This is a genomic window from Nostoc sp. ATCC 53789 (genome assembly GCF_009873495.1).
Classification (GTDB): Bacteria; Cyanobacteriota; Cyanobacteriia; order Cyanobacteriales; family Nostocaceae; genus Nostoc; species Nostoc muscorum_A.
The window spans coordinates 6,940,001-6,960,007 of sequence record NZ_CP046703.1 but is presented as its reverse complement, the minus strand read 5'-3'; the positions used below and the strand labels follow the sequence as shown (position 1 = coordinate 6,960,007).

The 20,007-nt window shown below is 42.0% G+C and carries 18 protein-coding genes, 2 tRNA genes and 2 rRNA genes (1 of these 22 running past the window's edge); 11 read left to right on the top strand and 11 right to left on the bottom strand.

The window, feature by feature from the left end:
• Positions 1 to 204: 204 nt before the first annotated feature.
• Entirely contained in the window at positions 205 to 972 is a 768-nt protein-coding gene (locus tag GJB62_RS28795) for a ChaB family protein (protein ID WP_114085115.1), read from the top strand.
• Between the two features lie 215 nt (positions 973 to 1,187).
• Here the strand turns inward: GJB62_RS28795 and GJB62_RS28790 are convergent, their stop codons facing one another.
• A complete protein-coding gene (locus GJB62_RS28790) occupies positions 1,188 to 1,586 on the bottom strand; it encodes a TIGR02588 family protein (protein WP_114085116.1) in 399 nt (132 codons plus the stop codon).
• On the bottom strand, positions 1,583 to 2,461 hold the full coding sequence (locus GJB62_RS28785; protein ID WP_114085117.1) for a TIGR02587 family membrane protein: 879 nt from the start codon (positions 2,459 to 2,461) through the stop codon (positions 1,583 to 1,585). Before GJB62_RS28785 ends, GJB62_RS28790 begins: the two co-directional genes overlap by 4 nt.
• A 303-nt stretch (positions 2,462 to 2,764) precedes the next feature.
• On the opposite strand from GJB62_RS28785, the gene GJB62_RS28780 reads away from it, so the two are divergent.
• Complete coding sequence (locus GJB62_RS28780) at positions 2,765 to 2,947, top strand: CsbD family protein (RefSeq protein WP_012409675.1); 183 nt, start codon at positions 2,765 to 2,767, stop codon at positions 2,945 to 2,947.
• A gap of 169 nt (positions 2,948 to 3,116) precedes the next feature.
• Here GJB62_RS28780 and GJB62_RS28775 read toward each other — a convergent pair whose 3' ends face one another.
• Positions 3,117 to 3,389 (bottom strand): GlsB/YeaQ/YmgE family stress response membrane protein, encoded by a 273-nt coding sequence (locus GJB62_RS28775; RefSeq protein ID WP_114085130.1) that lies wholly within the window; start codon positions 3,387 to 3,389, stop codon positions 3,117 to 3,119.
• A 248-nt stretch (positions 3,390 to 3,637) separates the two neighbouring features.
• On the opposite strand from GJB62_RS28775, the gene GJB62_RS28770 reads away from it, so the two are divergent.
• Positions 3,638 to 4,189 carry a Uma2 family endonuclease gene (locus GJB62_RS28770; protein ID WP_114085118.1) on the top strand — a complete coding sequence of 184 codons (552 nt, stop codon included), beginning with the start codon at positions 3,638 to 3,640 and terminating at the stop codon, positions 4,187 to 4,189.
• A gap of 49 nt (positions 4,190 to 4,238) precedes the next feature.
• On the opposite strand, the gene mutL is transcribed toward GJB62_RS28770, so the two are convergent.
• Entirely contained in the window at positions 4,239 to 5,963 is a 1,725-nt protein-coding gene (gene mutL / locus GJB62_RS28765) for a DNA mismatch repair endonuclease MutL (RefSeq protein WP_114085119.1), read from the bottom strand.
• 158 nt (positions 5,964 to 6,121) lie between these two features.
• On the opposite strand from mutL, the gene GJB62_RS28760 reads away from it, so the two are divergent.
• Positions 6,122 to 6,457 (top strand): rhodanese-like domain-containing protein, encoded by a 336-nt coding sequence (locus tag GJB62_RS28760; protein WP_114085120.1) that lies wholly within the window; start codon positions 6,122 to 6,124, stop codon positions 6,455 to 6,457.
• A 283-nt stretch (positions 6,458 to 6,740) separates the two neighbouring features.
• On the opposite strand, the gene GJB62_RS28755 is transcribed toward GJB62_RS28760, so the two are convergent.
• Positions 6,741 to 7,790 (bottom strand): adenosine deaminase, encoded by a 1,050-nt coding sequence (locus GJB62_RS28755; RefSeq protein ID WP_114085131.1) that lies wholly within the window; start codon positions 7,788 to 7,790, stop codon positions 6,741 to 6,743.
• A gap of 496 nt (positions 7,791 to 8,286) precedes the next feature.
• Between GJB62_RS28755 and GJB62_RS28750 the strand changes: the two genes are divergently transcribed.
• The gene (locus GJB62_RS28750) at positions 8,287 to 8,496 is read left to right on the top strand and encodes a hypothetical protein (RefSeq protein ID WP_041565457.1); all 210 of its coding nucleotides are present in this window, start codon (positions 8,287 to 8,289) and stop codon (positions 8,494 to 8,496) included.
• A 281-nt stretch (positions 8,497 to 8,777) separates the two neighbouring features.
• Here GJB62_RS28750 and GJB62_RS28745 read toward each other — a convergent pair whose 3' ends face one another.
• Complete coding sequence (locus tag GJB62_RS28745; RefSeq protein WP_114085121.1) at positions 8,778 to 9,314, bottom strand: pentapeptide repeat-containing protein; 537 nt, start codon at positions 9,312 to 9,314, stop codon at positions 8,778 to 8,780.
• Between the two features lie 569 nt (positions 9,315 to 9,883).
• Positions 9,884 to 11,278, bottom strand: coding sequence for a TldD/PmbA family protein (locus tag GJB62_RS28740; RefSeq protein ID WP_114085122.1), 1,395 nt, complete (start codon positions 11,276 to 11,278; stop codon positions 9,884 to 9,886).
• Between the two features lie 310 nt (positions 11,279 to 11,588).
• On the opposite strand from GJB62_RS28740, the gene GJB62_RS28735 reads away from it, so the two are divergent.
• A complete protein-coding gene (locus tag GJB62_RS28735) occupies positions 11,589 to 11,912 on the top strand; it encodes an RNA-binding protein (protein ID WP_114085123.1) in 324 nt (107 codons plus the stop codon).
• Between the two features lie 120 nt (positions 11,913 to 12,032).
• On the top strand, positions 12,033 to 12,224 hold the full coding sequence (rpsU, locus tag GJB62_RS28730; RefSeq protein WP_069073774.1) for a 30S ribosomal protein S21: 192 nt from the start codon (positions 12,033 to 12,035) through the stop codon (positions 12,222 to 12,224).
• Between the two features lie 779 nt (positions 12,225 to 13,003).
• Here the strand turns inward: rpsU and GJB62_RS28725 are convergent.
• The 4 genes from GJB62_RS28725 to glyQ all read right to left on the bottom strand — a co-directional run bounded on the left by GJB62_RS28725 (position 13,004) and on the right by glyQ (position 17,440).
• Positions 13,004 to 13,168, bottom strand: coding sequence for a CopG family transcriptional regulator (locus GJB62_RS28725; RefSeq protein ID WP_114085124.1), 165 nt, complete (start codon positions 13,166 to 13,168; stop codon positions 13,004 to 13,006).
• A gap of 609 nt (positions 13,169 to 13,777) precedes the next feature.
• Positions 13,778 to 16,132, bottom strand: coding sequence for a ComEC/Rec2 family competence protein (locus GJB62_RS28720; protein WP_114085125.1), 2,355 nt, complete (start codon positions 16,130 to 16,132; stop codon positions 13,778 to 13,780).
• Complete coding sequence (locus GJB62_RS28715; RefSeq protein ID WP_114085126.1) at positions 16,129 to 16,317, bottom strand: hypothetical protein; 189 nt, start codon at positions 16,315 to 16,317, stop codon at positions 16,129 to 16,131. The genes GJB62_RS28720 and GJB62_RS28715 overlap by 4 nt, the downstream gene beginning before the upstream one ends.
• Before the next feature lie 184 nt (positions 16,318 to 16,501).
• Positions 16,502 to 17,440: a glycine--tRNA ligase subunit alpha gene (glyQ, locus tag GJB62_RS28710; RefSeq protein WP_114085127.1), complete on the bottom strand. Its 939-nt coding sequence runs from the start codon at positions 17,438 to 17,440 to the stop codon at positions 16,502 to 16,504.
• 316 nt (positions 17,441 to 17,756) lie between these two features.
• Between glyQ and GJB62_RS28705 the strand changes: the two genes are divergently transcribed.
• From GJB62_RS28705 to GJB62_RS28690, 4 genes are all read left to right on the top strand, one after another.
• A 16S ribosomal RNA gene (locus tag GJB62_RS28705) occupies positions 17,757 to 19,245 on the top strand.
• A gap of 130 nt (positions 19,246 to 19,375) precedes the next feature.
• Positions 19,376 to 19,449 (top strand) — tRNA-Ile (locus GJB62_RS28700).
• An 88-nt stretch (positions 19,450 to 19,537) separates the two neighbouring features.
• A tRNA-Ala gene (locus GJB62_RS28695) sits at positions 19,538 to 19,610 on the top strand.
• A gap of 254 nt (positions 19,611 to 19,864) precedes the next feature.
• Positions 19,865 to 20,007: ribosomal RNA gene (locus GJB62_RS28690) — 23S ribosomal RNA — on the top strand; it runs 2,751 nt beyond the window's last position.
• The 16S and 23S rRNA genes sit together here with 2 tRNA genes alongside, the layout of an rRNA operon.

Here is a 20,007-nt window from a genome sequence, read left to right as displayed (position 1 = left end):
CCGCAGGCTACCACAGAGACGCAGAGAAGCCAGTGCGTTGGGCGGGTTCCCCGACTTGAAGCAACTGGCGCGGCACTGAGAGAATAAAGAAATGCTTAACTGAACTGTATTGTCTTCTAACTGGTGTAAAAGAATTAATCTGCCTGCATCTACCTCTTCACCATATCCATTGCACAAACAAAATAATACAGGGAGAGTACTTAAGTGACAGAAATATACAAAGCAGAACGTACTATATCTGCTGTATTCAAAGAACAGAAGCAAATTGATGATGTAATTCGACGTTTACTAGACAGGGGTGTACCTAGAGACCATATTTCGGTCATGGGTAGAAACTTCCAGTCAGAAACTAGAATTGCAGGCTTTATAAGTAAAAAGGATGTGATTCTGGGAGGTTTGAGAACGGGGGCAGTTTTTGGTTCCTTGTTTGGTTCCTTTCTCAGCTTGCTCACTGGTGTAGGCGTACTATTTATTCCCTTTGTTGGCCCAATCGTAGCAGCCGGGCCTATTGGTGCAGTGTTGCTGGGGGCTGCAAGTGGAGCGATCGCAGGTAGTGCAGGTGCCGGTCTGGTGTCGGTTCTAACTACTTTGGGGATGCCAGAAGATAAAGCGACTATCTACCAAACCCGCTTACAAGCTGGCGAATTCTTACTGATGGCAGAAGTTCCGAGCGATCGCACTGGCGAATTTCAATTGCTACTAGAAAGTGCTGGTGGCGAAGAAATTAACACGATCGAAAAAACCTTTGCTCGCCCTTGTCCTGGACAGTGCAACAGTCCAGATGACTTGTCTCCTGAAGTTCGCGCTCATCTTTCTGATGAAGCTCAACGCACATTCATTGAGCGCTATAATACTGTCTTCAATGAAAAAAATGACGAGTTCACAGCCGAACAAGCTGCTTGGGAGTCTGTTCATCAGCAATATGATGAAGATCAAAACGGCGTTTGGTCAAAAGCTAAAGTTAAAGCTTAAACTACTGCGTGTTAGTAATTATATGAATTTGCTTTGATTTTTGTTCGCGTAGGGTGGGCAGGTAAGAGGCAATAGGCAACTAAAAAGAAGGCTCTTTGAGTTATACTGAGTTTTTCAAAAATCAAATATGAGTCATATAGCAATTCTATTTGACTTGTAAGAATTGCAAGCCGTATATCCCCGACTTCTCAAAGAAGTCGGGGATATTATCTTCTCTATGGCAATTTATAACTACCAACACGCAAATTTAACTGACCTTGACGCGGGTTTTGGGTGAATATAAATGCGCCTTCTTCACTTTCCCCACTAGATAAAAAATCAACCTGTTGCTCTCCTGTTTCTGTAACTTTACCGTCAATCATTAACTCAGCCATAATCTGAACTGACTCAGCTGTATCTCCTCCACTATTCACAACTTCAAAAGGAACATAAAATTGGCCATCAATTTCCCGAATTGTTTCTTTTTTGGTAACAGAAAGAATGGGAGGTTGATTCTTTTCGTTCAGCCAAGTGTAACCTACTAAACTCACAATGATTGCTAGGATAAATGAGGCGACGCTGAATGTTATCCACTCAGCTATTGAGCGCTTTGGTGGTTGTTCTGTTTGAGTCATATTGCTAACCTGCCGGCTGCACCGCCAATAGTTGCAGGTAAGCCCAACATCAAGGTGTGATCTAACCACATTGTCCAAGGATCGCTAAAAGTTAACTTTTGAAAGAACCACAGCATAAAAGCGCTTGCTAGGAGTGACACTAGGTAAGACATAATAGTTTCGCTCGATGGTCGTTGGAAAATTCCCTTTTGCTCTCTTCGCTTTTGTTGGTCAGAAAAGCCTGCTTGAAATACAATGCCATAAGAAATTAGTAAAGATGTGGCGATCATTGCTAACTCCCAAGGTGGCGAGGCTGCGGCTGCAAGCATAGTAATTTCATCTGTTGGAGCGATGTTAAATGCAATTATGGTTGCACCAATTAGGGTTCCGCCCACATCGGCAAAGGTGGCGTTTAACTCATCTTTTTTGTTGCTGGTTGTGCTGTCGGCTTTTTGCCCTTCTCCATTGCTGTTTCTACTATCTCCCAACAACTGGTTGGCTAATGCTACACCAAGAGCAAATGGTACACTTTCAAAGATGATTTTACCTAAAGATTCTTTTAGGGAAGTTTCTAGTGTCAATTCTCGCAATAGTAGCAGCACAAAGGTAGAGCAAGCTAGTCCGATCGCGATCGCTTCTACAGTATCCATTGCGGCTTGAGGAGCTAGCCAGCTATATCTGCGTTTCCGAAACCCTTCTATCTGATTGAGCAAGTACACCACGATAAACATAAATGCGATCGCCATCATCATCAGTTGTGGTTTTGCCAGCGATCCAATCCACCAAACCTCCATTGTGTACAGTAAAGGGATGCCAAATAAAAAACCTCCGCAAGCACCCCGAATAATGTCATTAATCTCACTCCTCCATACATCTTTTTGACGTTTTGTTGCCACTCCTTTTCTGTCCTTTTATTGAAAATTTGCTTTGACTTCTCTAATTTTCTATGAAGATGTATATAGCAGTCCTAAATACTTTGTGAAAAGTTAAATCCCCGACTTATTTGAGAAGTCGGGGATGTGAACAGTGCAAATTTCTATGAATTCGGATTTTTTTACTTGCTTACTCTGTAGCTCACCGTATCTATCTTAAGATACATAACCGACCGAATTCTTCTATCGGTTGATGGAGGTCAAAAAGAATACATAACTGTTAGTTTATGTAATAGCTGAATCAACTACAAGCTAGACATAAAAGCCATGAGTACCGAAAAAAGAGTAGAAGCTACCGTAAAGAATATTGAAGGAAAAATCCAAGAGGTTGTGGGTGAAATAACTGGAAATCCACAAGATAAAGCTGAAGGACAAGCAAAGCAAGCTGAAGCCCAAGTTGGTCACACTGTAGAAAACATTAAAGATGAACTTAAAAAAGCTTTAGAATAATTTAGTTTTTGCAGTGCAGCAACACTAACCATGATTCATTACTGATGCCTTAACATTAATTACTCCACTAACCTTAAGGAAGTGGAGTTTTTGTATTTGCGTAAAATCTGAAAGGGTAAATTCCTAAGAAATTGCTTTTAACCATGATTTTTCTAGAGATTTCATTCAACTAATAACTGGCACGATTAGCTAATAGGTTCCAGAGAAAGATGGCAATTATTGCGCCAATTACAGCAACAATTACACCTGGTATACTAAGGGTTGCAGCAGTTAATTGAAATCTCCCTGTCTCTAAAAGAGTAACTAAAAATCCTCCGATCACAGCACCTACGATACCTAAAATCATAGTTGAAGCAATTCCACCACCTTGACGACCAGGATAAATGGCTTTTGCTATAGCTCCAGCAATTAAACCCAGAATGATCCAAGCAATAATGTTCAGCATAATTTCGTCCATCAAAAAACTTAATCACTAGCTTAGAAATTACAATAGTGTTTTCCTTCTACCCGAAGGTATAAGTATTAAACTTCAATAACAATTAATAGCTTTTATAAAAATTAGATTGTAATTTCTTGCCAATTAAGTATAGCCTCAATCTTGACTACAAGGACACAGAGGCGCTAACGGCTTCCTTTGAAGTCCATTTAAGATGGTAAAATATCAAGAATTATTGAGAGGAATCAATCCTCATGACTTTTATTGTTGCTAAATGGACAATTGACGAATATCACCGCATGATTGATGCTGGCATTTTGAGCGATCGCAAAGTTGAACTACTTAAGGGGGAAATTGTAGAAATGTCACCCGAAGGTGAACCCCATCCTTATTGTAGTGATGAAGCTGGTGAGTATCTAGCAAAGTTATTGGCTGAACGCGCCAAAATTCGTGAAGCCAAGCCTATCACCTTACTCAACGACTCGGAACCAGAACCAGATATTGCTATTGTCCAACGTTTAGGACGTGAGTATCGAGAGCATCATCCCTATCCAGAAAATATTTTTTGGTTGATTGAGTATGCTAACTCCAGTTTAGAAAAAGATTTAGAGATAAAAAGCAAAATCTACGCAGAAGCAGGTATTTTAGAGTATTGGGTTGTAAATCTTAAAAAGCTACACTTAGTGGTGTTTCGAGAAATCTTAGATGGAGAGTACGCAACAAAATTGACATTGACTGCGGGAACAATTCAACCGCTAGCATTTCCAGATATTTCTGTTGCGGTAGAACAGATTATTAATAGTTAGGTTAATGTACAGTTAATTAAAATTTCATGCACTTGTATTTAATTTAAAATTAAATTCCATGACTTTTTCCAATTACCCAATTACGCCGGAAAAACCGGGCTAAAGCTGATTCTTCTAAAGATAAATAAATTGGCCGTCCGTGGGGACAGGTGCGAGGGTTGCGAGTGCGTTGCCAATTATCTAAAAGTGTCTGCATTTCTTGTTGATTCATGGGTGTACCATTACGAATGGCACTGCGACAGGCGACGGCTACTTGGGCTGTTTGTAAATCGCCTCCCCAACTAAGTTCTAAAATTGCTTCTGCACAGTCGTCTCGCTGTTGCAAAGGTGCAGGTATGTTTCGGACAGCCCAAAGTTGCTCGCCAAAGGGTTCTATGTCTAAACCGATGCGTTGCAGCTGCGATACTTGCGCTGGCGACAATTGATAAAGAATGATTGACGGTTCGACGGGGACAAGTTGCCAATCATCGCATAATTGCTCATACAAAACTCGCTCATGGGCAATGTGCTGTTCTACTAACCACATACCACCCGGATGTTCCGCCACAATATAGGTGTTGCTAACTTGAGCGACAGCTTTTAAGGAATTAGGATTTTTGCGATCTTCCTTGGGATTTTGAGGATTGAAATTGTAGCCGCCTTTGGCTTCTGCGGCTTTGAGTAATTTACTAACTCGTGTTGTGTGAACAGCTTCTTTGAGATTGGGAGAAGAGATACTGAGCGCTTGGTTAATTGCTTGGGTAATTTGCTCTTGCCAATAAATGATTTCGTTGAGGTAAATTTCTGTTTTTGCTGGATTGCGATTCCAGTTAATTTGATCGGGGGAAATGGCAAGATGTAGGAAACAAATTGGATAGCGATCGCGTGGTAATGTTCTGTGAAATGCTGATAATATCGTTTGCTCTAGTTCCGGTGTCTTAACCATCCGTCCGTTAATGGCTACACGTACCCAATCTGGACGATGACGATGACAGCGATCGGGTAATCCTACCACTAAATTTAGTGCTGAGTGCTGAGTGCTGAGTGCTGAGTGCTGAGTGGGGAGTGAGGAGTTAGGAGTTAGGAGTTCTGAGTTTAATGGGTTGGGTATTTCGAGTTTTATTTCTTGCAAATCACCTTGTCGCACTTGGGGTAAAATCTGCGGTAGCAATTGCCCAGTTGTTGCAGCTGGAGAGATGGTGAACCATTGACGGTCATTTTGCCAAATCTGCCAGGTGACGTGGGGATGACACAGAGCGATTTGGTGAATTGTGGCTTGCACAGCTTTCATTTGCTGTGCTGTTGTGGGCAATCCCTGACGACGTGATGAGCAATTACCGAAAAGATTGGAAACTGTCACCACTGTACCAGGTGCGATCGCAGTTACTTCAACTTGCACAACTTTCCCACCATCGCCATAGCTAATCCGCCATCCTAATTTTCCACCCACAGGACGGCTCAAAATTTCCAAATCTGCCAGAGTTGTTAAGCTGTGTAACGCCTCACCACGAAACCCTAAACTGTTAATTTTCCATAAATCAGCACTAGAGCGAATTTTACTGGTGCTGTGGGCTGTGGCTGCTTGTTCCAAATCATCCAGGTTCATTCCACAACCATTATCTGCCACACGAATTCGCCATTGCTGCGGCCATAAAGAAACCACAATTCGCGTTGCACCTGCGTCTAGGGAATTTTCTACCAATTCCCGCACCACAGAGGCTAAAGAGTCGATTACCTCACCAGCTGTAATAAGATATACGACTTCTGTTGGTAGAGCTTGAATAGTAGATGCCATAAATTATAGTTTATAGCTTCTGGGCGTAAGGGAAGTAGGGAGAGATGAGAGATTATTTTCAACTAGCTAGTTGCAAATTATTAACTTATTACACTGAAAACTCAATTAAAAGGCGATTTTTGATAAATTGCTTGTGAGGTAATAAGCAGGAAAAGCTTATGAGTAATAATTTAGTTGCTGATGTCCATGATTTAAAGACCCGTTTGCAATGGGGTCAACCAGGTTTTACAATTGTTGATGTGCGCGATCGCCACACCTACAATCACGGTCGGATCAGTGGAGCAATACCCATTCCATTAGACGATTTGGCATCTAAAGCCAAATCTGCCCTACATAAAGAACGCCATATCTATATTTATGGCGACACTGATGAGCATACAACCCAGGCTGCACAAATTCTGAGAGGGGCAGGGTTTGTTGAAGTAGCTGAAATCAAAGGTGGCCTTGCAGCTTGGATTTCAGCCGGCGGTGCTACAGAAGGTGTTGGCGCTTAAACTTAACCCAGGCATACTAATCTAAGTCTATTTATTTCATCATTGCTGGTTTTTTGTACTGCACATTAGACTTCTAGCAAAAATCAGAATTAGCGAAAAATTAACCACAAATAAACACCGATGAATTATCTGTGAACATCTGTGGTTTAATTTCTAAAACATTGTTTTTGCAAGATATCTATTGTGCATTACAGCTTTCTTTACAGCATCATAATAAAAACCAGTGATCGCAACATTAATTAACATTAAATCACCTTACTTTTTGCTTATCTTTAGGTGGTCGTTAATTACTATCTCTTGTTGCCAAAACTTTAGGTGGTTCAGGTTTGAGCAAATCGTTCAACAAAGATGCAGGACGTTCACTGTAAGGCCAAGCGAAAGCATGACGGAAAGCGGCATCCTGACAAGCTTGTAGTTGTTTAAAACTGATAATGTCGTAAGTTAAGAGATTTTCATACTCAAACGGTAGACGCACATTGTGCAACCCAGCATTATCAGTACAGATAGCAATATCGACCCCAGCATCAAAACAACGGTCAAAAACTAATTTGAGTTGACGTATATCCTGCAAAGTACCAGTTTTTAAGTAAGTTGTCGGGCAAACCTCTAAACACTGTCCGCGTCTAGCTACATCATTAAGTAACTCTGGATACAGTAGGGGGATTTGGATACCGTGACCGATTCGCATCAGGTAGGGTAACAGTTCGGGGTAACAACCGGCGGTGGTTTCATATAGATGTCCCGTGGTGTTAACGCCTAGCGATCGCGCATAATCATATAAGCTAATCCATTCTTCTAAGCGATCGGCATAATAGCTATCACCCCCTGCGACATCGACTGCACAGACATACTGCTGATTTTGTGCCGCTAAATCAACAATCGCCTTGTTCACCTCATAAGGTAGGCGGGTATGCATACAGAGAATTTGGCTAGTAACAATCGGATGTTCTGGCTGGTGGCTAGCAAGTCCTACTACTTTCACAATTTCTGCCATCTTGTCAATTCTCTGTGATTGATTCAGATGTTCAGGTGTCCGCAAATAGGGAGTGTAGCGCAGTTCCAGATAAGCCAAATTTTCAAAGATGTAAGCACCCCGCACCAAGCGATAGATAAAGTAAGGCAAAGTCTCAACTGTTTGCACACTTTCTACCAAGGTGTGTAATTCTAGATACTCATCCAGGGTGTTGCGTGGACGGGTGTAAAAATCTTCAAATTGTGAATAGTCAGCAAAACGGGAAATCAACTCCGAAGAATGTCGCTCGAAATATCGCCATAGAACTCGCGGTACGACGGAACCGCCCAGATGTCTATGTAATTCAGCATATAAAGCCATAGTGGTATTTTTATGTAAAAATTTCAATAATTGTAACAAAAACATAGAAAGAAAAAATCTTACTCGCAAAAATTTAGAGCAAAGTGGGGATTTACCACCATCTGAATTTTCAACCCAAGTCTTACTAATTGAGTTTTTGCTCGTTCCCATACAGAATATGAGAACAAAATCATAAAAAATCAAGCTTTTTTAAGGAAAGGCGCGAAGCGCACGCTGCGCCAACAAGGTTTCAGGTTTTCAATGCATAAGTCCTGCTTATGCCGTGTTGTACCAGATGCTGCAAGAAGGGCGGTATTTATCCTTATTTTTTGAAAATCCAGCATTTAATAGAGTTTTGAGGATAAATAAACTTGACATTATCAAGATTAAATTGATAGCATTTAAAACCCTTAGTTTTTGTGTTATAGTTAAATAAATATTTAAATTGTTGAGCAAGTAAGATATAACAATATATTTTATTTTAGCTAAACAAAATCTTGGGCGAGGTTGATATTAAGTGAAAATTCAAGCGTTGGATGTCAAGGCTGGCGATCGCATTATTGCTTACTGCAACAACAAAATGCAAACCTGCAAGGTAAAACGCATATTAGATCCTGGTCAAGCTAATATCACACTATCAGTATTCACTTCTGAGAATTATCGCGGTTGCTCTGTTTCATCTATAGTCCGCTTCCAATCGAACGCCTTAGTTGATTTGGTAAGTTAAAAATCAAGAAAACATTCAATCTCAAAACAGTCTCTAGCTATTATCCAGCCCGAAGCTGGATTTAATTTATCTTAAATGTGCGATGCCTATGCACATGCAAACTTGTTAATTGTGGCTGAATAATTTTTCATCAAAAGTCAGTGATGCTAAACCAGTCAAGACAATAGCAATAAACTAACTAAATAAACTGTAGCGGACATTTGCTCGCTTTTAGACAATGGGCTTAAGCCCATTGTTTACTTTGCTAATTATTTTTCACATCATAAGCCATGTTAAAGAAATTAGATTTCAGCATTCTCATCTAGAATCGTTCCTTCTACATTGGCTCCATGCAAATTCGCTCCGCTCAAATTTGTCTGGTTCAAATCTGCTTGGGTGAGATTTGCCTGGGATAAGTCGGCTACAGTTAAGTCTGCACCACTCAAATCCGCTCCATCTAGATTCGCCGCTATCAAGCTTGCTTCCTGCAAATCCGCCTCACTCAAGTTAGTTTCAATCAACTTAGCAACCGTCAAATCAGCTTGACTCAAATTGGCTCCTTCCATTGCTGCTCCATCCAAGATGGCTCCATCCAAAATAGCTCCGCTTAAGTTGCTACCACTGAGGTTAGCATTAGTCAAATCAGCTCCATTTAAGTCTGCTTCAATCAAACTGGACTGGGCTAAATTAGCATGACTCAGATTAGCTCCATCTAAAATAGCTCTATCTAAAATTACATCACTGAGATTGGCTTCCCTTAAGTTTGCCTCGCTTAAGTTGACACCAGTAAAGTCTCTGACACCTGCGGCATAGTTTTTCAGGAATTGATCTGCTTTCATATCTGTCGCTGTTCTAAGGAACGCTTAATTGAGGCTATAAAAATGGCTCAGATAAAGCAGTATGTCTCCAGTACGCGCAACGGAGAATGGGTGTGGGAGATAAAACTAGAGTAAATATGAAATCAGCTTTATATATATTAGTAATCCTCTATTACTGGCGCTACTACCTAGAGTTATGAGTTATTTTCATACTTTGGAGGGATGTTGAGAAATGAAAAAATTTAAGCTTTAGTGTAAAGCGATCGCTATACTCATTTGTGGATGAACCACCGGGAGATGGCATCCACGAGCTTTAGAACATCAAAATCTATATGCGTAACGTCGCTTTCTGGCTAGCAAGCTGATTTAAACTGAGGCATTCTTTAGTGAAACTAGTGGTCTGTCTCATTAATTCTGAAGGGTTATAAAAGTTCGTAGTAAGGACTTTAGTCCTTGATTTGAGCGATAAATCGCTCACTACAAACCTAGCAAAATTAAATTGATAGACCACTAGTAGCCTATCAATTTAAGATTGACAGACTACTAAAAACCTAAGTTTACTCGGACTAACAGTTATAGCGGCGGGTAGATCACATTTCACCACCAACCACTACATCTTGAATTCGGAGGCTAGGGCCACCACAACCCACTGACAAACCATTTTGTCCTCCCTTGCCACAACCGCCGGATTCATCCCAGTAAAAATCATCACCAATTGCCTCAATATCCGCTAAAGTTTGGAATACATTTCCCGAAAGCGTTACATCCCGCACAGGTTCAGCAATTTTGCCGTTCCTAATCATCCAAGCTTCCCCGGCGCTAAAGGTAAACATTTCGCCATTCGTCATTCCACCCAACCAATTACGGGCATAAACTCCTTCTTTGATATCAGTGAATAAGTCTTTTACTGGTGTTTTACCCCGTTCAATCCAGGTATTTGTCATCCGCACAATGGGAGTGAAGTGATAATTCAGACATCTGGCATTACCAGTAGGCGCTTCCTGCAACTTGCCAGCAGTTTCACGAGAATGTAAACGTCCAACTAAAACTCCATCTTTAATTAGTTGAGTAGTTGTAGCAGGTGTGCCTTCATCGTCGTAAAAATAGCTACCGCGATGTCCCTCTGGTGCAGCACCATCAAAAATTTGGAGTTCTTCTGGGCCGAACCGCCGTCCAATGGTCATAACTTCTAACAAATCAGGATTTTCGTAAGCCATATCAGCCTCAGAAAGATGTCCGAAAGCTTCATGAACAAACAAACCCGTGAGAATTGGGTCGATGACTACGGTATAAGTATTGCCTTTGACAGGTGGTAAAGATAAAGCTGCGATCGCTCTTTGAGCCGCACCTTTTACCTGTTCATCCAAATCAGTTAAATCTTCGTAAGCTTTGCGAGAACCAGTAGTTTCCCGTCCAGTTTGTACGGTTTCGCCATTTCTGGCAGTGGCGGCAAAGCGCATTTCCATATCCACCCAAGATTGCTCGATCAAAGTTCCTTCTGAGGTAGCAATGATCACTCTTTGAGCGCTGTCACCATAACGCACCGAGGTAGTGGTAATCCGATCATCAATACTTTTGAGCAATTCAGTATAGCGATCGCACAATTGTTTTTTCTTGGAAAGTGGAATTTTTCGGGGATCAGTGCCTTTTAGGGGTAGAACGCATACTGCTTGCACCGGGTCAATGGGGGCAAGTAAAGTTTCTTCATCACCAACCATTCGCGCCGCAGCGATCGCTTCTTCTATCCGATCCTGAATTGTTCCCAGTTGGTTGAAGCAGCTTAACCCCCACCCACCCTTATAACAAGCGCGAATATGTCCACCAATGGAGATACCTTCACTGAGGGTTTCTACCTTGTCGCCACGCAACAAGATATCAGTCCCTTCTGCTTCTTCAAGGCGAATCATCAGATAATCTACACGCTCACAGTAGCGGGCGATCAGATCAGAAAGTAAATTCTGTGCGTCAGCAAGTGTACTCGGCATTTCCAGGTAGTTACAATGACGAACTGCATTTATTTTGCAATTATTTGGGCAATTTTTGCTACTCAATGTTAAAGTTGCCTATAAATTCATTACCTAGAGGATGTTTGAGAGAGTGAACTGCGATCGCTGACTCTTAGTACTTCCTTTTTTAGGATGGGTAAGAACTCAAGGATGTGCTAAGGTAGTTAGGTGAGAATAAAATTCGGTTACAGCGTTTGTTTTTAGTATTGACAGGCTTTTCCCTTTTGGTCTTAACAAGCTTGTCTCCGAAATCTAAATCTCTACACACCTATGATTTTGGAGATAACGCATGTCAATTTATGTAGGTAATCTATCCTACGAGGTCACACAAGAAGACCTTACATCTGTATTTGCTGAACATGGTTCTGTAAAACGCGTTCAGTTGCCTACTGACCGTGAAACAGGCCGTCCACGTGGCTTTGCTTTCGTAGAGATGGGCACAGAAGCTGAAGAAACAGCTGCCATTGAAGCTCTTGATGGTGCTGAGTGGATGGGACGCGACCTTAAAGTCAACAAAGCTAAACCCAAGGAAGACAGAAGTGGTTCCTTTGGTGGTGGCGGTGGCGATCGTCGCGGCGGCGGCGGTGGCGGATACAACCGAGGACGCTACTAAGCTTTAAAATCAAAAATTAAGTTTTAACGTCTTAAGGGCAGAATCATTATCTGCCCTTTTTGCGCTCCGATCTACTGGATGGTTTGAAATTGCCCAGTAACAATTAAGTAGGAGATGAAAATGACCCAAGTATTTGTGGGCGAAAATGAAGGAATTGAATCGGCCTTGCGTCGATTTAAGAGAGAAGTTTCCAAAGCAGGTATTTTCCCAGACATGAGAAAAAATCGTCACTTTGAAACCCCTTTGGAAAAACACAAGCGCAAAGAAGTTGCAAGACACAAACAACGTAAGAGAAATTTCCGTCGCAATTGAAAACAAGCGATACCTACGATAAGCGACAATAACGCACTGTCTGATCAAATTTTTAGCTATTGAAGGGGCGATCGCTGTACTCCTGGATGTGAATCGAAAGAGTAAGTTTTGGTAAAGCCATTACTGATTATGGGATGGGCAATGTCAATAAAGGTGTGTCCCCCAATTCACAAAAACTTGTTATCGTTACTTCCGGGCTAGCGATCGCTACGCTAACCTTACTATATTTTGCTGAATAATTTATTTTTGATATTCCCTTAGTAGTCAACCAGACTTTTAAGTGTCTGTCTTGAAAAGCGGAATTTTAAATTTTGTACTTTCCTACGGAATTATACGCGAACGGCATCATCGCGGCTCTACTGAGCCATCGCCGAACGTCTTACTCAAACGTTTTAAAGTTGAAAGCTTCAAAATTCAAAATTTAAAAAAGTCTGAGAAGAAGTGAATTTAAAAGCGAGAACAATTTTATTATCCCAAACCTTATTGAGTAATTTGTAGCACTAGAGAAGTTTGGGCAGGAATACTGTTGCCCCTGCCTCTAAGCTCCCCTAGTGCTTTTCCTAGAAAATGCTGGCACTGATACTGAGAGCAAAACCGATTTACGGATTCACTTATAGGTGAACTATTACCTCAAAACCATCCATATTGAGCATAGCTAAGTGTTCAGTTGCTACCTATAGCGTGTGTTTTCAGGGAAATAACTAATACCCTGAAATACTTATTTCACTCCCTAATTAGATGTGATTATCATAATTTTGTTTTTTGTTCAGTATGATTTACTAAGTTTGTAAGCCTTTTTCCTCCTGAGTAGCAAGAGAGCGAATTAACTCCCGAATCACATCAGTTGCTGGTCTTCCTGTTATTGAACAGTATTGTTCAAGCTTCTGTGCCTCGCTTGATGTGAGATTGATGGTAAGTCGTTTAGCAGCCCATTTTTTATTCATGTAGGGGACAGCAAGCTATATTTTTAAACTACTTCTCTAATATCAATCATTTAAGATGCTACTACAATGGTATAAGTAATGACATCTAGTTCAAGTGATCGTGAAGTAGGATAGATGTTTTTCTAAGCAATAGTAAAAAAGTATGGTTTATTCTCAAGTATGAAGCTTAACTATTTTTAGAGCAAGAATTATAAGCACAATGTAAAAGAAATATTTAAATAAGTAAAAATAAAATAAGTATTTCCACTACTGTAGGATTTTAAATAATTAAGATGATTTGGTTCTGTAAATAATCAAGTCTAGTCCATGACTTCATTAAAAAATGCTGTGTTTTAATTTAAAGTAGTTAGTTCTAGTCCAATAGTGCTTGTGGTTTTGCATTTTTCAATCGGAAGTGGGTTCAGGGAAAAGGTTAAAGGTTTTTTCTTTCCCCCTTTTACCCAAAATCTAACAAGTATTGGGTGTCAGTCAAAGACCAGACTGGTATAATGTAGGCGAATGTGAAACTTCATTAAGTACTAACTAGGCTGTAATCTATAAAACTCATTTTTAGCTAGTCTTGCCTAAAAATAAATATCATACTTTTAAAATTCCTGAATTGTGAGTTTTTCATAAGATAGAAGATTTGTTTTCTGCTGCTTCAATAAACGCCTCAAACTGACCATCAGGTGTCCATTGAATAGCCCCATCGCGTCCTGTAAAAAACAGTTTAGTTTGGCTTTGATTTAGTTCCGATAAAACCTTTGGATCAAAGTTAACAGAAGAAGCAATCGCCACTTGTGGTTGCAGAGCAATAACTAAATCCTTTAATGACTGAGGGGAACACCACAGGACTTGTGGACGAGGCAAGCTCCCATTTTTGACTAATTGCTGTACCTCTTTAGACTTGACATTACCTACTAATAACCAATTCTGCTCTAAAATTTGCAATTGTAAGATGGGTAATTGAGCGTTGATTAACTGCGCCACGATTGAACCCGTTTTGACAGCTTGACCAACTGCCATTGGTTGATAAAATCCCTGATGCTTTTGTAATTCTTGTTGAATTGCCTGAGTTGCAATAGAATTTTCTGGATTAGGGGAATATTCATAAAAATTTTTGATTGGTAAACGTTGCAATAATTCTAACCAAGCATTACTTTCATTGCCTTGAAAATCAGTTGCGATCGCCCAATTAATTTGATTTATACCTTGCTGTTGTAAAAACGGTAGGATTGTGAAACGTCCAGTCCCTTCATCACCACTATTAATTACAGTTACAGTTCCTCTATCTTGAACAACTACAATTGGTTCCGTACCAGATTCTAATACCGTTATCCTAAATAATGTATTTGTAGAATGCCAAAGGGGGATGAATACTAAACCAATGGCAATCACATTAGCAACCCACCACCGTCGCTGCCACCAAGGAACTAGCCAAACCAGTATAATCAGTAAATAAATCGTCAAAAGCTGCCAAGTGGATATACTACCTACAGCAATAGAATTTCCTGGCAACTTGCTAAAAAACTCCACTAATTTAATTAGCCAGTCTGTCGGGTAATGTAACACCGATGCAATGAAGCTTCCTGCCTGAGTCCAAATTAAACCTACTAAAGCACTAATGATTCCACCTATACTAATAATCGAAATTAATGGAGTACTAACCACATTCAGCAATAAACTATAAGATGGTACAACCCCAAATACAGAAAGTTGTACTGGTAAAGTCCAAAGAGTCGCAGCAAGGGGAACGGCAATTAAAGAAGCGATCGCAGGTGGTAGCCATGCTAGGCGGTTGACTAATGCAGGTACTGTTACGATTAATCCCAGCGTTGCTAAAAAACTCAATTGAAAACCTAAATCCCAAATCCATAGAGGATTAAATACTAATAACAGAGTTGCTGCTAATAGCAATGATCCGAACTGTTTTACCTTCCTTTTTAATAGCAAACCTACTAATGCCGCAAAACCCATAATTACGGCTCTGAGAACCGCAGGTTGAAAACCTGTTAAACTTAGAAAAATGATTAAAGCTAAAAAGCCAAGGGTAAATTGCGTTGCTTTTTTTGCCCGTCTGGTTAACTGTAAGATCACACTTAAAATCAAAGAAGTTTGAAACCCAGAAGCTGCTAAAGCATGAGCTAATCCTGCTTGTACAAATAAGTCGCGGATATCGTAAGGTAAATCAACAGCTTTGCTACCTAAAACCATTGCACTGACAAGCGGCCCTTCAGGGATACCCAACCAACGAACTTGCGATCGCACAATTCGCTCCCGAATTTGCCACCATCCCCATTTCCGTTCCTGATCCAAAACATTTATTTGTCGCCCAATCAAACCAGCAAATGTTCCTTCCTGCTTAAGAAACTTCTGAAAATCGAAACCACCAGGATTGGAAGCCGCCTTTGGTTTGTACAAAATCCCAGTCACAGCAATTTGTTGACTAGGGTATAACCCAGTCGCCTGAAGTATAGGCACTGTCACATACAATTTGCCCGTTACTCCTTTTGGGACACCTGCTGAACCTTTTTCATTTTTGACCTCATCTATCTGAGTTGCTTCCAGCCAAAATTGTCCTCGCTGACTGCGAGTTAAGCGAGGATTACTTGCCACTTCCCCACGAACAATCACAAGTTGTTCTTGATTACTGCTATTTCCAGGTGGAACAAACTGACTAATATCTTTTGCACCTGGTTGCGGCACTCGCCATTGAAAATATAGAGTTGCCAATAATCCTACTAAGCCAGCAGCTAGCCATATTCGAGGATGGGGATTAGTTTGCCAGGTATTAGGCACTGCCTTATTTTTGCTTCCAGCCTTTTCTGCTTTTTGGGCAAGTTGTTGTGAACTGCTGCGTCTTCTAAAAAGAATTGCTCCCACTATCCCCAGAACCAAAATCCACACACCACCCCAAGGAACTGCTGTAAACAGCAACCCCAAAATGTAGCCAAGACAAATAATTACACCACTGGTTTGAATCATAAGATTTTTTGTAAAAGCACCTGACACCCAGAATTCGCAGCTGGCTTAAAAATAGCTAGAGTAGCAATAGAGAAAAATTGGCGTTGCTGAATTTGGCTATGAAATTCAAAAATCAAATATTCCAAACTCTTATTATCTGCGGCTGGAGTACCTCTGCGTAAGCTTTTCATCTCTTTAATAGACATCTTTGAAAGATTTTGATGCCTGTGGTGAAGTATAGTCCATCAAGTTTATACGAACAAAGCCCGCCTGTGCGGGCCTTATCTTGTAGCCTTAATCTTCCAGATTCAACGGTATTTCCGACCTTTAGCAATAGCTACATGATTAAAGATATGCCTAGCTTACTTAGAATGCAAAATCAAAGGTTTGCTAACCTGCGGAGGCAGATTTCGTCTGTGTAGCCGCGACTTCTACTTGCCCAACAGGTATGACTGGTTTTAAATCTTTGAGCAACGGAAAACCCAATTTCTCCCTTTGCTCTACATATAAGTGAGCAACCTTCCTAGCCAAATGCCGAATCCTGGCAATATAGCGAGTTCTCTCAGTCACCGAAATCACACCTCTAGCATCCAGCAGATTAAACGTGTGCGAACACTTCATTACATAATCCAAACTGGGTAACACCAAACCCTTCTCCGTTAACTGACTAGCTTCCTGCTCATACAAACTAAACAGTGTCAGCAGCAATTCAGGATTAGACGCTTCAAAATTGTATGTACTCTGCTCAATCTCATTTTGCAGAAAAACATCACCATAAGTAATATTGTCCGTCCAATGAATTTTAGTAATTGCCTCCACTTGCTGGAGATACATTGTCAGCCGCTCTAAACCATAAGTGATCTCGATCGACACAGGACGGCAATCAATTCCCCCACACTGTTGGAAGTAGGTAAATTGAGTAATTTCCATCCCATCTAACCATACTTCCCATCCAGTACCCCAAGCTCCCACCGTTGCATCTTCCCAATTATCTTCTACAAACCGAATATCGTGGTCTTCAGGACGAATACCTAAAACCCGTAATGAATCAAGATAAATCTCCTGGATATTATCTGGCGACGGCTTAATCAGAACCTGGTACTGATAATAATGTTGGAAACGGTTAGGGTTTTCACCGTACCGTCCATCTGTAGGGCGACGACAAGGTTCAACATAGGCAACAGCCCACGGTTCCGGCCCCAACGCTCTTAAAAATGTCTGCGGATTCTTAGTACCAGCCCCCTTCTCAATATCGTAAGGCTGGGCGATAAGACAACCGCGATCGCCCCAGAAATGATGCAACAAAGCTATTACCGATTGAAAATTCACGCTTCTCCCATCCTTAGTTGGCACAGTGCATAAACTATTGTGGCCTAGAACCCGGCACTGTGGAGAGTTTCAGGGGACAAAGAAACAGTCCAAAAGAATTTTGGAAAAATAGTTGACACAAGGAGGTGTGTTCGCTATATTGAATAAGTGCCTGAAGCGGAGAGCTTGAAGCGACTCGCGAAAAGGGATACCGAACCTTGAAAATATTATAGTTTGAAAGCAATTATACAGCAAGTGTGTTGCGTCAAGAAAATAAAAAGATAACTAAGCTGAAGTTAAAAAAGAGCAGCTAAAAGAGCTATAGAGCTTTCCAATTAAAACGGAGAGTTTGATCCTGGCTCAGGATGAACGCTGGCGGTATGCTTAACACATGCAAGTCGAACGGTGTCTTCGGACACAGTGGCGGACGGGTGAGTAACGCGTGAGAATCTGGCTCTAGGTCTGGGACAACCACTGGAAACGGTGGCTAATACCGGATGTGCCGAGAGGTGAAAGGTTAACTGCCTAGAGATGAGCTCGCGTCTGATTAGCTAGTTGGAAGTGTAATGGACTCCCAAGGCGACGATCAGTAGCTGGTCTGAGAGGACGATCAGCCACACTGGGACTGAGACACGGCCCAGACTCCTACGGGAGGCAGCAGTGGGGAATTTTCCGCAATGGGCGAAAGCCTGACGGAGCAATACCGCGTGAGGGAGGAAGGCTCTTGGGTCGTAAACCTCTTTTCTCAGGGAAGAACACAATGACGGTACCTGAGGAATAAGCATCGGCTAACTCCGTGCCAGCAGCCGCGGTAATACGGAGGATGCAAGCGTTATCCGGAATGATTGGGCGTAAAGCGTCCGCAGGTGGCAATGTAAGTCTGCTGTTAAAGAGTCTAGCTCAACTAGATAAAAGCAGTGGAAACTACATAGCTAGAGTACGTTCGGGGCAGAGGGAATTCCTGGTGTAGCGGTGAAATGCGTAGAGATCAGGAAGAACACCGGTGGCGAAGGCGCTCTGCTAGGCCGTAACTGACACTGAGGGACGAAAGCTAGGGGAGCGAATGGGATTAGATACCCCAGTAGTCCTAGCCGTAAACGATGGATACTAGGCGTGGCTTGTATCGACCCGAGCCGTGCCGTAGCTAACGCGTTAAGTATCCCGCCTGGGGAGTACGCCGGCAACGGTGAAACTCAAAGGAATTGACGGGGGCCCGCACAAGCGGTGGAGTATGTGGTTTAATTCGATGCAACGCGAAGAACCTTACCAAGGCTTGACATGTCGCGAATCTTCTTGAAAGGGAAGAGTGCCTTCGGGAGCGCGAACACAGGTGGTGCATGGCTGTCGTCAGCTCGTGTCGTGAGATGTTGGGTTAAGTCCCGCAACGAGCGCAACCCTCGTTTTTAGTTGCCAGCATTAAGTTGGGCACTCTAGAGAGACTGCCGGTGACAAACCGGAGGAAGGTGGGGATGACGTCAAGTCAGCATGCCCCTTACGCCTTGGGCTACACACGTACTACAATGCTCCGGACAGAGGGCAGCAAGCATGCGAATGCAAGCAAATCCCGTAAACCGGAGCTCAGTTCAGATCGCAGGCTGCAACTCGCCTGCGTGAAGGAGGAATCGCTAGTAATTGCAGGTCAGCATACTGCAGTGAATTCGTTCCCGGGCCTTGTACACACCGCCCGTCACACCATGGAAGCTGGTAGTGCCCGAAGTCATTACTCCAACCATTCGTGGAGGAGGATGCCTAAGGCAGGACTGGTGACTGGGGTGAAGTCGTAACAAGGTAGCCGTACCGGAAGGTGTGGCTGGATCACCTCCTTTTTAGGGAGACCTACACCCCTTACATATCGAAAAACACACAGTTAAATAGATAGTAAGTTGGTCTAACCTAGGTCGGTCGCAGACATGAGCAGAATGTAAAAAGCTTTCAAACTATGATTTGGTTCGAAATGGGCTATTAGCTCAGGTGGTTAGAGCGCACCCCTGATAAGGGTGAGGTCCCTGGTTCGAGTCCAGGATGGCCCACCTGAATCAATTAAAAATGTAAAATACAAAATTAAAAATGAAGAAAATTCAATTTTTAATTTTTAATTATCAATTTTTAATTGTATCTGGGGGTTTAGCTCAGTTGGTAGAGCGCCTGCTTTGCAAGCAGGATGTCAGCGGTTCGAGTCCGCTAACCTCCACCTGTGGCAATTGCCATTGAAAAAAAAGAGTGAGAGTTCAGCAACATGACACTCGTGTCAGACTGCTGAGTTGTATCTCAGCCAGAACCTTGAAAACTGCATAGAAACGCGAAAATAGCAGGCAGACACAGACATTCTTAGTGCTGAGTGCTGAGTTGTGAGTGCTGAGTAAAATCAGTGCGAAGTGACGAGGTAAGCAGAACTAACTATTTGTTTTTGTGAATGCAAATTGTGAAACACCAAATGAATTGAGTGGTCAAGCTAATAAGGGCTAACGGTGGATACCTAGGCACACAGAGGCGATGAAGGACGTGGTTACCGACGATATGCTCCGGGGAGTTGGAAGCAAACATTGAGCCGGAGATTTCCGAATGGGGCAACCCTATATACTACCTGC

Bases quoted from the DNA above. Each gene is read 5' to 3' on its own strand.
- GJB62_RS28790 (WP_114085116.1), bottom strand. From the start codon at position 1,586: ATGACTCAAACAGAACAACCACCAAAGCGCTCAATAGCTGAGTGGATA.
- GJB62_RS28780 (WP_012409675.1), top strand. From the start codon at position 2,765: ATGAGTACCGAAAAAAGAGTAGAAGCTACCGTAAAGAATATTGAAGGA.
- GJB62_RS28770 (WP_114085118.1), top strand. From the start codon at position 3,638: ATGACTTTTATTGTTGCTAAATGGACAATTGACGAATATCACCGCATG.
- mutL (WP_114085119.1), bottom strand. From the start codon at position 5,963: ATGGCATCTACTATTCAAGCTCTACCAACAGAAGTCGTATATCTTATT.
- GJB62_RS28760 (WP_114085120.1), top strand. From the start codon at position 6,122: ATGAGTAATAATTTAGTTGCTGATGTCCATGATTTAAAGACCCGTTTG.
- GJB62_RS28755 (WP_114085131.1), bottom strand. From the start codon at position 7,790: ATGGCTTTATATGCTGAATTACATAGACATCTGGGCGGTTCCGTCGTA.
- GJB62_RS28745 (WP_114085121.1), bottom strand. From the start codon at position 9,314: ATGAAAGCAGATCAATTCCTGAAAAACTATGCCGCAGGTGTCAGAGAC.
- GJB62_RS28740 (WP_114085122.1), bottom strand. From the start codon at position 11,278: ATGCCGAGTACACTTGCTGACGCACAGAATTTACTTTCTGATCTGATC.
- GJB62_RS28735 (WP_114085123.1), top strand. From the start codon at position 11,589: ATGTCAATTTATGTAGGTAATCTATCCTACGAGGTCACACAAGAAGAC.
- rpsU (WP_069073774.1), top strand. From the start codon at position 12,033: ATGACCCAAGTATTTGTGGGCGAAAATGAAGGAATTGAATCGGCCTTG.
- GJB62_RS28725 (WP_114085124.1), bottom strand. From the start codon at position 13,168: ATGAATAAAAAATGGGCTGCTAAACGACTTACCATCAATCTCACATCA.
- GJB62_RS28720 (WP_114085125.1), bottom strand. From the start codon at position 16,132: ATGATTCAAACCAGTGGTGTAATTATTTGTCTTGGCTACATTTTGGGG.
- GJB62_RS28715 (WP_114085126.1), bottom strand. From the start codon at position 16,317: ATGTCTATTAAAGAGATGAAAAGCTTACGCAGAGGTACTCCAGCCGCA.